The sequence below is a fragment of the Marinagarivorans cellulosilyticus genome (assembly GCF_021655555.1).
Classification (GTDB): Bacteria; Pseudomonadota; Gammaproteobacteria; order Pseudomonadales; family Cellvibrionaceae; genus Marinagarivorans; species Marinagarivorans cellulosilyticus.
In genome coordinates this window covers 2,177,639-2,192,606 of sequence record NZ_AP023086.1, presented here as the reverse complement: position 1 = coordinate 2,192,606, position 14,968 = coordinate 2,177,639, and the positions used below count along the sequence as shown (strand labels likewise).

Genomic DNA, 14,968 nt, shown 5'->3' with positions numbered 1-14,968 from the left:
CCTACACACCATCCAAAAATCGGCTAAAGCACAAAGTAATAATACCACCCAAAAAAACAACACCTACAAACAAAAAACTGGCACGCTGAACCCACAGTAAACTGCGTGGGATATCTTCATAACTAACCCACCTACCGCACCCTAATGCAGGCGACAAAACCAATTCACCATGGTACACAGCGGGCCCGCCCAGCTTTATCTTCATGGATGTCGCGCCCGCAGCCATAACCCAGCCACCATTATGGCTTTTATAAATACCGCCCTGCCGAAAAGCATTTTTTATGGCTTTAAAAAAGCCCCCTTGGCAGGCATACAATAAGGTACAGACCTTAGCCGGCAAAAAACCCAACACGTCATCGCTGCGAGCAGCAAGCCAACCAAAAGCATGGAGGCGCGTATTTTTATAGCCCCACATTGCATCAAGCGTATTAACCAAACGATGCAAAATAACCGCAGGAGCGCCACCGACAACAAACCAAAACAATGTCGCTATGACTGCATCATGGCCATTTTCCAACATCGATTCTACCGTTGCACGCGACATATCTTGTGCCGATAATTTAGAAGTCTCACGGCTCACCAAGTACCCAGTAAAATGCCGCGCCGAATCCAAGTCGCCGCGATTGAGTGGTTTATAGACCTGAAGGCCATGTAACTTTAAACTTTGCAAGCCTAACGCAAAATACACGACTAAAACATCCAACCCTAAACGCAATAATGTCGGCCATTGCAAAACCCATACGCCATTAGCAAAGTACGACACTAAAGGCACAGGCAAAACCATCAAGCCCCAAGCAAGAGCCCCCCTAGTATAAGAACCCCTCTTAGGGTTACCGCCGGTCGAAATGTTTAGCCAGCGCTCAAGTCTGTTCGCCACACGACCAAAGCCTACCAACGGGTGATAACACTTCACCTCGCCCACAACTCGATCAAGCAGTAATGCAAACAGCAAAACACAAGCACAGTACACAAAATAAGTATCGCTCACGCTAACCACATACTGAATTCACCACCACCAAAAGGCGCGCAATATAACATAAGGCCCAACACCGATAGCGCCCAGCACCACGCCACTAACCCGCAAGATTCGGGTCGCTTTTTGCCGCAAGCGTACTTATATTGGGTAATTCAACACTTTAATTTATAAAGATGACCGGAATGCGCACCACAATCAAAACGCCGAAAACCGCAGGCCACTACACCACCATAGCCGCAGCTATTAGCTATATTCAGCAACACTGCACTCGCCAGCCCTCACTGGCCGATATTGCAGCCGCCGTTCATCTAAGCCCGCACCATTTACAGCGCGTATTTTCTGAGTGGGCTGGGGTAAGCCCAAAAAAATTCACTCAATACCTCAGCATCGAATACGCAAAGCAAATACTGCGTGAAAGACCCGTATCCTTGCAAGAAGCATCGCATCAAGTGGGCTTATCTGGCAGCAGTCGCCTGCATGATCTTTTTATTAATATTGAAGGCATGACCCCCAGCGAATATCAACACGGTGGCCGCTCACTCACCATTAACTTTCAATTAGCACCTACACTATTCGGCCAAGTGGTTGTGGCATCAACAACAAAGGGGGTTTGCTACATGGCCTTTGAGGACGAAAAAAACACTGCGTTTCAACGTCTAGCTAACACATTCCCCAACGCTCAACTCTTCGAGAAAGCAGATGCTTTTCAAGCATCTGCTTTAACTATATTTAAGCAAGATTGGAATACGCACGAAGCGATCAAATTACATTTGCGCGGAACCGAATTTCAACTAAAGGTGTGGCAAAGCCTGCTCAAAATACCGGCAGGTCAATTAGCAAGCTACGGCGATGTTGCACAAGATATACAAAAACCCAAGGCCGCACGCGCAGTGGGTACAGCTATTGGCAGCAACCCCATTGCGCTTTTAATACCCTGCCATCGCGTGATTCAAAGCAGCGGTAAGCTTGGGGGCTACATGTGGGGAACAACAAGAAAATCTGCCGTTATAGCTTGGGAAGCCGCACAAAAAAAAGCCCACCCCACGGATTGTTAGGCTGGGCCAAACTCACATCCCTTTTGAAATCAACTGGAAATATGCCCGATAAATTCAAATCACCTCGGCGCAGTAAACTTTAGCGCTCCACCCTAACGTTGCATTAGATATTGAGTTCAGGAGCTTTTAGAGTGGTATTTATAGCGTTGAACGGAGATTTTTTTGGATTGATACTAGTCACTCTAGGTGAGATCCAGAAAAATTGAGTACGACGTTAGAAATACTGCTATAGAAGCAGCGAAGCGATCCTGGGCCAAAAGTTAATGCAACGTTAGGGTCCACAATGCGCTCGCCATAAACCCGTTCAATCAGTACATTATCCTAGAAGCCGTAATTGTGAACCCAAAAGATGCGCACCCCCTTGGTGTGCGTGGCGTGCGGTAAAAATGCGTAGCCACCTTACTGCTGATGAATCATTTTTATCGTGCATCAGGTGTCCGGTTCTATTAGACCAGTACAGTATGCGGGGGTTCGTAGACTTGGATGCTTCAACTGCGGTTTCTAGGATTATTATGAGCCCCCAACACTAACGGCTATATACGTAAAACTACGTAAACATCAGCAGAAGTGCCCCCCCCTAAGCGCCGCAAAATAAAAATACGCCCCTATTAGCATTCAATAATCAGCAAGTAAGCCTAAGCAACGCATTGAGGCGCAAACTTCAGCCGATCCAACAACTTAACTAGACATAATCTTTAAACGAATAGCAGTATTCTTTCATCGCAACTACACTTGACTACTGAACCAAAGGCCTCTTAAGAGGTGCTACAATCCCCACCAATAAATACAACTCAATACTAAGAATAGCTAGGTTCCCCATGATCCCACGACTATCCCCGCTGGCCGGAGCAGTGGCTTGCGCCACAGCCCTAACACTCTCGATATCAGCCCATGCCGCAGACGACGGCAGCCAATTAAAGGACCGCTTTCGGGTCAACTATGCAGGCTATTTACCTCAGGCTAAAAAGACAGCCATTTACCTAAGCGATAACAAAGGTGCTATTGAGTGGCAAGTCGCTGGTACAAATTGCAAGGGCACCGAAGACACTTATATCAGCAATGATTTTGCTTCTGGTGATAGCTTTTACCGCATCGACTTTTCGGCCTGTACTGAAGAAGGCAAGCAATTAACCCTGAAAGTAGGCAAAGACACATCAGCGCCCTTTAGCATTTCGGCTGACCCTTACGGTAAAATTAAGTATGAGTTTTTTGATTATTTCCGTGATCACGAAGCTAAAGCCACGTTTACCCAAGGGAAAAACGATTGGAACAAAGAGCTCAATATTACATTTTCTTATGTGATAGACGCTGGCGATAATGGCGTATACCCCGTTAATACCGCAGAGGCTTCTTGGGCGCTAATCAATATGCTCGAGACCTACCCAAACATTAACACCTACTACAGCAGCAATATTAAGGGTGGCCGTACCGTTTACGAACAGCTAAAGGTACTTACAGAGCAGTTTTATCACGTCTTTGATTATGGCGGCAAACTGGCTATCCCTAAATTTCACACTAATGTGAATGACAGCTATGCCGCTTGCGCCCCGCACTTCGACGGCACTTGTGTTTCTGAGCCAGAAACAAAAGCGACATTTTCTACCGCCCGCACCCTCGGTGCGATGGCAAGGCTACACCATAAATATGGCACTGCCGAGCAAGCACAAGAAACTTATAAATTAGCCGTTACTGCACTTAAAAATGCTCAAACAGAACCATTAACCTGCCGCCAGATAGACTCCTTTGGTGGTGAAGGCGGCATGTACCCAGACAACGACAATTACAGCGGTTACCGCAACCCAGAAAAACCCCGCGATAATTGCCACCCAGGTAAAGACAACACCCAAGACGACGAATATGCCGCTCTCGTTGAAACCTACCTAGCCGCTATAGTATTGAAGCAAACCAACGATATTAAAACATTCAAAACTGCCGTCACCACACACCCACGTTTTAACGAGGTCTCTTCCTACTGGTGGGGCGCAGTCGCAATGGAAGGCAGCTTGTCGCTTCTAAGCAATGAAACGCTGCACGATATCGACTTAAGCCAGTTCAAACTTAAGCTACTGAAAAAAGCAGACGAGATAGCGGCATATCAACAAGTCGGCTACCCTGGCGTCACTTGGGATGCGCAATCGGATCAGTGGGATAGTGGCGACCAAGACGATGTGGATAATAACTTCCGCTGGGGTTCACACCGCATGGCTTTAAACGACGCACGCATTTTAATGGCTGCCGCCGAAGTAGCAAAAGCGCAAAAAGCCAATGACCGCGCAGCAAACTTTGCACGTAGCGCCGTTGCCGTGCTAGACCACATTAGCGGCGTTAACGCGATGAACCTTGCCATGTTTACCGCTCAAGGTTACCCCGAAATAGAAAATGCCGTAATGCGTACACACGATGGTGTTAACAATGATGATAGCTGGCCAGGAAAAATGGTGTTAGGCCCCAACAACTGGACCAACGCTAATGACGGCGCCATGCCTAAATTTGGCTCGCAGCCTGGCTTAAAAATGTTTGCGGTTACCGGCACAGGCTGGAGCTCACGTGAGATCTCAATTGACGCTAACGCTTCTTTAGTACCGGTGTCTTATTTCACCACCGAAGTTGCGCCGAGCCTTTTTGCACTGTCACCAATCAAAGCTAAAGCGAACCCCAAAAAGGCTGCACAAGAAGAACCTCAAGCGCCTAGCAGCAGCGATAAAAAAGCAGGGATATTTAGCCTTAACCAACTATGGCTACTTCTCTCTTTTGGAGCGTTAGCAGCTATGGCTCGACGCGCTAAAGTAGCGCTCTAATCGTTTAATGCTCTCGCGGCCATGGTAATCACCATGGCCGCCCTCGTCTTTAACAACACACTTCAATTTTAACAGCACACTTGAATTACGCGCTTTAACTACACGCTAAAGCATCAGGCTCTTTACTAGATCTAAAGGCTTTCTCAAAAAGCCCCTGCACATAAATATTACGCACTGCAGTTACAGGGAAAGGCCTTGCGGAATCTAACGCTGCACGCTGCCAATTTTGAGCTCGAATAGATTCATTAAATGTTATCCAATCAGCTAAATCAGACGCCCCCATCCCGAAAATAATATCGAATAAGGCAAGCTTTGCATCAGAAGGGAAGGCATCAAACTGCTCGTACATCTGAGTAAGGTCAGTGTAAAACTGCGCCAATGACTGATTAGTCAGCCGGTTTATTTCACTTGAAGGTAATGTCAGTTTTAAATGGCGCTTATAAAAAGAAGCTATTCGGTTGGGCGCTAGCTGGCGAACGGCATCGTAATCAGCACGAATTTCTTCACCCGAAGCTTTAAGTCCGTTTTTGTTAGTAAAAGATAAATCAAGCGCTTCCTCTGGCGAGCCCAACACATGGGCAATCCCTACGCACACCTGGCCCTGCGCATTTAAAAACAAGTGTTCAACCTTGCCGTTATAGTCTTGTAGTTTTTTTCTTAGGATTCTTTCTTCGGTTGGTGTCAACATAATCACATCAAGCTTTACAAATAAATAGCCAGCAAGGGTAGCAAATGCAATGCACGATTAATGCGAAGCCTGCACAAAATCAGCCGGCCAACAGGGCAAACTGTGCGCTAATAAACAATGCTTAACCTATTTATAACACCCTATAACACCCTGTAACACTGCAACATTAATGTAGCGCTATGGGCCGCTCTGGCAGTAAGGCATCAGCCCGGCCAAGCATTTGCAGTAGCGCTCGGGCTCGCTGAGTAAATTCAAGCAACAATGATTTAACAGACATCACACCATTGGCCTCTACCGCAGCCAATACTTGCTGAGTATCCAATAAACACTGCTCAACCTCGTCCAGCAAGCCAAGCTGTGTTAGCACCCGCACACGCAAACGGCTCGCTTCCGCCAAACGCTCTGCATACTGACTTACCCCTGTGCGGTCCTGCGCCAGCGATAAACGCAAATGTGCGATTTCAAAAGCGGTCCCCACAAATACTCGCGCTGTCGTAAAATCGCGAGCGGCGAAGGCCTGCTCTGCCAAGGCAATTGTTTTAAGCCACCAATTATAAGCCCCGCAAGGATTCGCACTCACCGTGGATTGATGCTTTGTGCATAAGTATTGGTAACTCATGATTCCTCCTCAATAACGTCACTTGTTAATGGCCGCAATAGAAGCCGCCGCGTTGTGTACTGTAAATTTAGCAACAACACAAATCAAATGCAAACAATTATCATTTACAAAAGAGAATTGATATCGTATATTGAGAACTCAGCAACATGCAGGCGCCATACTGCACGCTGCTGAAAACACAGCGCCTAGCGTTTGTGTTCTTCCACGGTTGCTTGCCCCTAATTGCCGCGTTTACGCATACGCAAGGCTGGGGCTTTTTTCCCTCCCCCAAAAGCCTGCCTTTACCCTGCGTTATTTTTGTCGCATGCTGCGTTTTTATTTCGACACGCAATACAAACAGCGCTTTTCTCCAGTGCGATGCTCAGCAGGAAAAGAACATGCAATTTTTTGATAGCACCTTAGGTTTTATCAACGGCCTCGTTTGGGGGCCCTACATGATGATATTAATTTTAGGCACCGGCCTATTTTTGATGATTCGCTTAGGCGCCCAACCCTTGCGAAAAATTGGCTACGGTTTTAAACAGCTGGCTGCCGGCAGGCAAAGCCAAGGCGATGGTGAAATCAGCCCATTTAAAGCTTTAATGACATCACTATCGGCCACTATAGGCACGGGCAATATCGTCGGCGTTGCAACAGCAATCGGGTTAGGCGGCCCTGGTGCATTGTTTTGGATGTGGTGCACCGCACTGCTTGGCATGGCTACAAAATACGCGGAGGCCGTTTTAGCGGTGCACTACCGCGAGGTCAGCAAAGAGGGTAAACACGTTGGCGGCCCCATGTATTACATTAAAAATGGCCTAGGTACGCGCTGGAAATGGCTGGGCGTTGCCTTCGCCTTTTTTGGCATACTGGCAGGCTTTGGCATAGGTAATACCGTACAAGCACATTCGGTTGCCGATGCGCTCGCGGGCTCTTTTAATATACCCACATGGTTAACCGGTATTGCCTTAGCCTTGCTCGTTGGCGCCGTTCTGCTCGGCGGCATTAAACGTATTTCTAGCGTTGCCGGCAAGCTGATTCCTCTAATGGCCATTGGCTACATCACCTGCGGCCTATGGGTATTACTTAGCCACATCAGCAGCCTTCCAGCGGCGTTAGCATTAATTATTGAAAGCGCCTTTACCCCCGTCGCCGCACAAGGTGGGTTTGCTGGCGCAGCAGTAATGGCCGCCATTCGGTTTGGCGTGGCGCGCGGTATTTTTTCAAACGAAGCCGGCCTAGGCAGTGCCCCTATTGCGCACGCGGCGGCACAAACCAACAGCCCTGTTCGCCAAGGCGTTATCGCCATGCTCGGCACATTTTTAGACACCCTTGTAGTGTGCAGTGTCACAGGGCTTGCCATTGTAGTGTCTGGTGCTTGGTTAGCTGACGGCGCCAAGGGCGCACAGATGACACAGTTCGCTTTTAACAGTGCACTCCCTTTTGGCGATTTAATTATTTCTATCGCCATTGCCATATTTGCATTCACTACCCTACTGGGCTGGAGCTACTACGGCGAACGCTGCGCGGAATTTTTGTTCGGCCCTAAAGCTATTATTCCGTTTCGGATATTCTGGGTCGCCGTGGTACCGCTTGGCGCGATTGCAGAGCTATCACGAATATGGATATTAGCCGATACACTTAATGGCCTTATGGCACTGCCGAATTTAATTGCTTTATGCTTACTCAGCCCTGTTGTTGTTAAGCTCAGCAAAGAGTATTTCAAAAAGTTAAACGCAAAGTAATACACCCATAAAAAAACAGCGCCTAAGCGCTGTTTTTTTTATACATTTATTGCTGGGATATGGTCTCGAATCCCTCGCCGCATTTGCGACATAATTAGCCGGTAACACAAATAAAGCACCAGTGAGGAGCCAACAATCCATCCCCCTGCAGCTATAGGGCTAACCAATAACAAACTTAAATGCCACAAGTTCGATGCCAGCCAATACGACAGCAATAAACTCCATACAACTGAAAAGCCTAACCAAACTTGACCGGCTTCTTTTTGCATAACACCGATGGTGGCCACGCAAGGCGCGTATAAAAGAATAAACACTAAGTAACAAAAAGCGCCCCATGCCGATGGAAATAAACTTTGCATCGCCTTGTAACTACCTGGGGCTTGGCCGGCAATATCATCTTGCGCAGAACCAATTCCTAGCGGGTCAAGTAAGGCCCCTGCTAAGCCGCCGAAGTTGTCCCAAACACTCGTAAAAGCAGCCAATGTATCAGCCACTACATCCGGCGCACTAATAGCATCACCCTCTTCACTAACCACTGGTGGGGTATAAAGGGTATCAAGCGTGCCCACAACAACTTCTTTAGCAAACAGCCCAGTAAATAGGCCTACAGTAGCCGGCCAATTATCTTCACCTACCCCCATAGGGGTAAACATGGGTGTAAGCACTTTACCCGTTGCCGACAACATAGAGTTTTCGCTATCTTGGTTCCCCCAACTGCCGTCGGTTCCCCAAGAAGAAAAAACATTAAGCAAAATAACTACAACTAAAATTCGCTTACCTGCACGCCAAATAAATGAGTACAGGCGGTGCCATGTTTGCGTCAATACATTACGCAATAAAGGGCGGTGGTAAGCAGGCATTTCAGCAATATTTGCCCCAACTACACCACCAAACAACTTGCGGCGCAGCAACCATGCAGAAATAACTGCTACGCCAATACCGAGTAAGTACAAAGCAAAAATCGCATTCTGCGCCTGACTTGGGAAAAACGCCGTGCCCACAAAAACATACACCGATAAACGTGCGCCGCAAGACATAAAAGGCGCAATAAAGATCGTCGTCAGCCGCGCACTCGCTTGCCCAAGGGCACGAGAGGCCATCACCGCCGGCACATTACAACCAAAGCCAATAATTAACGGTATGAACGCTTGGCCTGGTAAACCAATTTTGGCCATTAAGCGATCAATAACAAAAGCAGCGCGCGAGAGGTAACCCGAATCTTCCAGAGCCGACATGCACAAATACAAACAACCAATAACCGGAATAAAGGTCCCGACGAGCTGAACACCACCACCAACGCCATCAGCCAAAACGGCCTGTAACCACTGAGGGGCGCCTAATGTCGCAGTAACCCAGCGGGTGCCATCAACAAAGATGCTCCCCAATAAAATATCAAAGAAATCAATAAATACCGCACCCAAATTTACCGAAATGGTAAACAACAAATACATCGTGGCCAAAAAAATAGGCAACGCATAAATGGGGTGAAGCAGCCATTTATCAATTTTTTCGGTACGACTTTGCTTGCCTGTGTTGCGATAGACTTTTTTAGCCAACTCGGCAACATCAAAATCAACACGACCAGCAGGGTAAGACAACAGTAGCGTATCGATTTGCTGTTTAAGCTCGTCCACGCCAATACCGGTAGAACTGACAACCCCAGCTACAGGCAGGCCCGTGCCTTTTCGCAAAGCGCCAAGATCCACCTGAATACCTTCGGCTTCAGCACTATCAAGCATATTTACGATAAGAATAACGGGCTTACCCGTAGCGATAATATCGGGCAACAACGAAAGCTGGCGACTTAACCGGGTAGCATCCAACACCACCATAACCAATTCAGGGTTATGCGATTGAATATACGTATGCGCGACCCGCGCCTCCACCCCTTGAATATCATCGTGCAGAGAATAAATACCAGGAAGGTCGACCACGCGAACAGATTCGCCGCTAGGCAAAGGCAGGCGCCCATCCTTGCGTTCAACAGTCACACCAGGCCAATTGCCTGTGCGTTGGCGGGTGCCAGTAAGGCGATTGAAGAGTGTAGTTTTACCGCAGTTGGGGCTTCCGATCAGGGCTATTTCTTTCACATTAATTACGCAACAGTAATTCGAATTTGAGCGGCCTCATCGGCGCGAATGGCATATAAAGTCCCGTCACATTTTATTTGCATTGGCCCTTTACCGCGCGAGCGGCGCAATACCTGCACAACAGCACCTGGAATCAAACCTAGCGTGCCGCACTGCCGAACCAAAGCGTTATTCAGTGTTTCTAGAGCGCTAATCGTGCCTGATTGGCCTTCAAACAATTGATTTAATGTCATTTTTACCACCGTGAAACTCAAGTTTAGAGGCCTCTTAACGCAACAATATTGCGCGTAGAAGCCTATAAAGAGTGTGCACTAAAGTAATCGCAGATTCAATTAATAATGATTCGCATTAAAGTTTTCTTTGACGAAGCACAAATTTTCTTGGCCCCCATCACAAAACGCCTAGCCACCATGGCAGTTTCTAACAGGCAAAAAAAAGCACCCAAATATGGGTGCTTTTTTACAACGATTGTGTGCTTACAGCTTACCAGCATTCTCGCTCAAGTAAGCAGCAACGCCTTCTGGTGATGCAGTCATGCCAGCATCACCTTCTTGCCAACCTGCAGGGCAAACTTCACCGTGCTCTTGGTTGAAAGCCAAAGCGTCAACCATGCGCAACATTTCGTCAACGTTACGGCCTAAAGGCAGGTCATTAACGACTTGGTGACGCACAGTGCCATCTTCGTCAATCAAGAAAGAACCACGGAAAGCTACACCACCGTCACTTTCTACGTCATAGGCTTTACAAATTTCGTGAGCGATGTCAGCGACCAAAGTGTACTTGACTGGGCCAATACCACCGTCGTTTACAGCGGTGTTACGCCAAGCGTTGTGGCTAAAATGGCTATCGATAGAAACGCCAATCACTTCTACGCCACGCTTTTGGAAAGCTTCATAGCGCGAATCAAAAGCTAAAAGCTCTGAAGGGCATACAAAGGTGAAGTCCAATGGGTAAAAGAAAATAACCGCTTTTTTACCTTTAATGGTTTCTGCAAGGTTGAATGCATCAACAATCTCGCCGTTACCTAATACTGCAGGTGCTGTGAAGTCCGGTGCTGCCTTACCTACTAATACGCCCATGATGTGTCTCCAATGAATGGTATGTGGATTTTTATGCGGGGTAACCCGCACTAAACGAGAAGTGTTAACTGAGCTGCAGCTAACACTAAAAACTGCTTCAGCCAAGGTGCTGCCAGTTTCGGCAATTTCAACCCCAGCAAATTACGAAAGTAGCTCGCAATACTTGTACGCTAGGCTATCAAGTGTATAACCCTAATAACTCGCGGCTATGTTAATCGCCTCACACCGACAAACCAATAGTTTTTTTATATAAGCTCGATAGCTCTCTATATGCTCCGCAAAGGCTATCACTCATCCTCAATAACAACGCTTCGTCACAAAAACGTCAAAAATTAGCAAAACCAAAACAAATCTAATTGACAACTATTATCATTAGCAATAACCTGAGTGCATATATTGAGCAACCCCTTCAAATATCGCTCGATAAACACCCAGCTTTTACGAGCTGGGCCCCATTTAAGGCATCAACCCTCGGCTGTTAGCCGTAAATATGAGTACACACTATGTACGTATGTTTATGCAAAGGTATTACAGATTCGCAAATTCGCAGCGCTGTAGAGGGCGGTGCCCAAAGTTTACGTGAAGTTCGTGAAAACTTGGACATTATGACTCAGTGCGGAAAGTGTGCCGGCCTAACCAAAGACCTAGTCAACGGATTTTTAAGCGATATCAATACTGGCAACTTCTATTCTGCCGCCTAACACCTTGAGCACCGCAAGCGAGCAGCCCCTTGGCTAGCTCGCTCTCCCAAGCACTACCTCCCTTCCCCCCTTAACAAGCCTGAATCACTCAATCCCAAAGTTTAATTTTTGCCGCTTTCCCGCTTGGCGCCACGAACCAAACCAACGATCCCACACGGCGAGTATAGCGCCATAGTTTTGATTAAAATGACTAGGGTTAGTGCTGTGGTGCAGTTGATGCTGCGCAGGACTAATAAGCCAGCGCTCTAAAAAGCCAAAGCTCAGCCAAATATGGCTGTGACGTAAATTAGCCGCCGCAAGATTGAACAAAAAGCCAATGGCATCAACGCCCAAAATATGCCAACCACTCACCTTTGCGCCCCACCAATAAATAAATACGCCACTCACTAAGCCGAAGACTAAGGTGCCTCGAAAGTAATATAGCGTCATTTCTACAGGGTGAACCCGATAAAGAGTAAAAGGCGTTAGGACTTTGGCCGAATGGTGAACCTTGTGGAAGCGCCAAAGCCAAGGCACTTGATGCATAAGACGATGCAAACCGTAACGACTTGCATCTTCTGTTATTAGAAATACGAGCGTATAAACAGTCATCATCACCCAAGGTATCGCCATCCACTGCCCATCTATATCAGGCGCAGGCCCAATGTTGTGGTGTAAAAAACGAACCACAAACAAAGTAAACACAAGGTGCCCACCCATTAAAGGCACTATAACGGCGAGCTTTAATACAGCGTTAAAAAACCAATAACCAATATCGGTAGCGCTTGAGCGAGAAAGAAAATACTGTCGTGAGAAAAAAGTGCGCAGCCAGCGCCGCCAATAAAAGGCCCCCTGCTGCAGCGCCAGAACAACAATAGCGATAGCAATCGCGGCAAGCAAAAATACCCAATAAGTTCTGCGCGATGGGTCCATAGCGCTTTGCACAGGCGTATTTAATACAGGCAAGAGCATAGCCGGTGACTGCGAAAGCCACCCGACTATGTCATGCCATATGTCCTGCCATGCATCAGAAAGTAAAGTTAACACCCGCTTTGACCGTTAAGGGCTGATTGGGGCGAGCGCCGAAAGGGCGACGCGATACAATAACTTGCTTATCAAACATATTTTCGACGGCCAGTAGTAAGTCCCACTGCTCGCTAGGCTGGTAGTGCCCCGCCAAGCCCCAAGTCGTATAGCTGGGCGTAAATTGCCCTTCGACATAACTGCCCTGATCAGGTAATTCGCGCATGCGCCCCACAAAATTACCGCTTAAACTAACAGACCAACTATCGGCTTCTAAACCCCACCCCACGTTAGCTTGATGGCGCGGCGTATAGGGCAGTTCATCGCCCTCAAGCACATTGCCCCACTGCGAAAAGTCGGAATCAAAAGTCGTTACAAAGGTGGCATCGGTATAGGTATAAACCAGCGAGACTGGCATATCGAGATTTACACCCAAGCCTAGAACCGCTTGCGAAGTAAATTCGAAACCGTAAATTTCCGCTTCACCGCCATCAAACTCTTCAGCCGAACCACAGCCGGCATCCGAAACTCGGCAGCGACCGATTAAATTGCTGTAATCACTGAAAAAACCTATAACGTCGGCCGTAACAATATCGTTTTGATAACGCACGCCATATTCGTAATTCACACTTTCTTCTGGCTCGGCGCCACTGCCCGCCACAGAAGGCGAAAACCCCTTATTGATACCGGCAAGCAAGCCAAGCTCATCCGTCCATTGGTAGAAAGCACCAATGCCCGGAATCACAACGGTATCGCTGCGTTTTTGCACCTGCTCCTCAGGCACTTCGAGATAATCAGTCACTTTGCTATCGATGCTTTCGACGCGAACACCGCCAGATAAACGCAACTTGTCCCATTTAGCCTCATGGTTAACATAGACCGCCAACGCATCCGCTTCGGATTTATTCAACGTTTTAGGCGCACGCGCTTGTTCGTCGTAAACCATTTCACCATCAGTCATATTAAAAGCGGCGGGCTGATGATTGCGCTCAACATAATCGTGATGAAAACGGATACCGACATCCGTCGTATGAGCCACCGACTGCCCACCCCACTCGACTTCCAACTTGCTCGAAACACCTTGAGAACCATAATCCCGTGCATTATTGGTGACATCGATTTTTTCGTACTCCTCAGTACTATCGCGCTCACCGCGTAAAATCGCCATCTCGCGGGGGAAATTTTCGGGATCGTCTAAAATAATTTTTATATCAGGCGCGCAATAAATATTCTCGCCGCCAGCATCTTCTCCGCAACCGCCTTCGGGAGGCTGCCAAAAGCCATCAAACTTATTCCATTCGCGCGTAAAACGATTCACATAAGCTGTCGAGTTGAGCGTCAAAGCGGAAGATAGCTCGATGCCGTGCAACAGGTGCAGCTGGCTGTGCTCCGAGGTAAATTGATCCTGCGCGCTAGCCGCGTAACGTTGCACAGGGTTTTGCGCAAAATCATCATCGGATAAACCCAAGTAAGTTTCATCACTGGTTTCATCGGCATAACCGAGCTTAAGCGTGAGACTCTGCGGCTTATCCGCACTGGGGTTTTGCCATTGTATTTTGGCGTTGATGTCATTGCGCGCAAAGCCGGTGTCCTGGCCGGGCAGCTCCTTAAAACCATCCGAGCTGTAGCGCAAACCATCTAGCCAATAGCGCACTTCACTGCCGCCACTTAAGTTTTTTTGGTTGCCATAAAAGGCACGGTATTTTTGATAATTATCAGAGCCGAAGGTCGCCGAAAGCTCGGCCTCACGCTCGGTAGGTAAGCCACGGGTGACCAAATTTAAAGCGCCGCCAACCGTATGCGGCCCATATTTAATCGAGGCGGGCCCTTTAAACACTTCAATAGCATCCATGCGGTTTACGTTAGGGACATAGTAAGCCGCAGGTGCAGCATAGGGAGAAGGCGCGATTAAAATGCCATCTTCCATCAGGGTAATTTTCTGGCTTCTATCCGATGTGGCACCACGAATGCCAATATTGGGACGCAGGCCGTAGCCATCTTCGAACCGAATATAAACGCCTGGCACTTGACCGAGCACGTCGGTTAAATCCGTGCTATCGAACTCTTTAATGGCAGCGCTATCGAGCAAGCTTGCACTACCGGGCAGCGTACGAATTGCCTCGGCACCGCCAGTCACATAAACCTCTTCTATTTCCGGCGTTGCAATCTCTTGAGCAATAGTTTGACCGGCCATTAAAGCCGTAATTGCCGCAGCCAAAGGTAAACAATTTTTCAC

The 14,968-nt window shown here is 47.8% G+C and carries 12 protein-coding genes; 4 read left to right on the top strand and 8 right to left on the bottom strand.

The window, feature by feature from the left end:
• Position 1: 1 nt before the first annotated feature.
• Positions 2-988 carry an adenosylcobinamide-phosphate synthase CbiB gene (cbiB, locus tag MARGE09_RS08580; RefSeq protein WP_236986919.1) on the bottom strand — a complete coding sequence of 329 codons (987 nt, stop codon included), beginning with the start codon at positions 986-988 and terminating at the stop codon, positions 2-4.
• Between the two features lie 170 nt (positions 989-1,158).
• On the opposite strand from cbiB, the gene MARGE09_RS08575 reads away from it, so the two are divergent.
• A complete protein-coding gene (locus tag MARGE09_RS08575; protein ID WP_236986918.1) occupies positions 1,159-2,031 on the top strand; it encodes a bifunctional transcriptional activator/DNA repair enzyme AdaA in 873 nt (290 codons plus the stop codon).
• Between the two features lie 818 nt (positions 2,032-2,849).
• Entirely contained in the window at positions 2,850-4,829 is a 1,980-nt protein-coding gene (locus MARGE09_RS08570) for a cellulase N-terminal Ig-like domain-containing protein (RefSeq protein ID WP_236986917.1), read from the top strand.
• A 94-nt stretch (positions 4,830-4,923) separates the two neighbouring features.
• On the opposite strand, the gene MARGE09_RS08565 is transcribed toward MARGE09_RS08570, so the two are convergent.
• Both MARGE09_RS08565 and MARGE09_RS08560 read right to left on the bottom strand, forming a co-directional pair.
• A complete protein-coding gene (locus MARGE09_RS08565; protein WP_236986916.1) occupies positions 4,924-5,517 on the bottom strand; it encodes a hypothetical protein in 594 nt (197 codons plus the stop codon).
• A 166-nt stretch (positions 5,518-5,683) separates the two neighbouring features.
• A complete protein-coding gene (locus MARGE09_RS08560; RefSeq protein WP_236986915.1) occupies positions 5,684-6,136 on the bottom strand; it encodes a hypothetical protein in 453 nt (150 codons plus the stop codon).
• 377 nt (positions 6,137-6,513) lie between these two features.
• On the opposite strand from MARGE09_RS08560, the gene MARGE09_RS08555 reads away from it, so the two are divergent.
• Entirely contained in the window at positions 6,514-7,860 is a 1,347-nt protein-coding gene (locus MARGE09_RS08555; protein ID WP_236986914.1) for an alanine/glycine:cation symporter family protein, read from the top strand.
• Positions 7,861-7,898: 38 nt separating this feature from the next.
• Here the strand turns inward: MARGE09_RS08555 and feoB are convergent, their stop codons facing one another.
• From feoB to MARGE09_RS08540, 3 genes are all read right to left on the bottom strand, one after another.
• Positions 7,899-9,950 carry a ferrous iron transport protein B gene (feoB, locus tag MARGE09_RS08550; protein ID WP_236986913.1) on the bottom strand — a complete coding sequence of 684 codons (2,052 nt, stop codon included), beginning with the start codon at positions 9,948-9,950 and terminating at the stop codon, positions 7,899-7,901.
• 5 nt (positions 9,951-9,955) lie between these two features.
• Positions 9,956-10,183: a FeoA family protein gene (locus MARGE09_RS08545; RefSeq protein WP_236986912.1), complete on the bottom strand. Its 228-nt coding sequence runs from the start codon at positions 10,181-10,183 to the stop codon at positions 9,956-9,958.
• Positions 10,184-10,426: 243 nt separating this feature from the next.
• A complete protein-coding gene (locus tag MARGE09_RS08540) occupies positions 10,427-11,029 on the bottom strand; it encodes a peroxiredoxin (protein WP_236986911.1) in 603 nt (200 codons plus the stop codon).
• A 503-nt stretch (positions 11,030-11,532) separates the two neighbouring features.
• Here MARGE09_RS08540 and MARGE09_RS08535 point away from each other — a divergent pair.
• Positions 11,533-11,730: a bacterioferritin-associated ferredoxin gene (locus MARGE09_RS08535; protein ID WP_236986910.1), complete on the top strand. Its 198-nt coding sequence runs from the start codon at positions 11,533-11,535 to the stop codon at positions 11,728-11,730.
• An 84-nt stretch (positions 11,731-11,814) separates the two neighbouring features.
• Here the strand turns inward: MARGE09_RS08535 and MARGE09_RS08530 are convergent, their stop codons facing one another.
• Together MARGE09_RS08530 and MARGE09_RS08525 are read right to left on the bottom strand one after the other, a co-directional pair.
• A complete protein-coding gene (locus tag MARGE09_RS08530; protein WP_236986909.1) occupies positions 11,815-12,681 on the bottom strand; it encodes a sterol desaturase family protein in 867 nt (288 codons plus the stop codon).
• Positions 12,682-12,736: 55 nt separating this feature from the next.
• Complete coding sequence (locus MARGE09_RS08525) at positions 12,737-14,968, bottom strand: TonB-dependent receptor family protein (RefSeq protein WP_236986908.1); 2,232 nt, start codon at positions 14,966-14,968, stop codon at positions 12,737-12,739.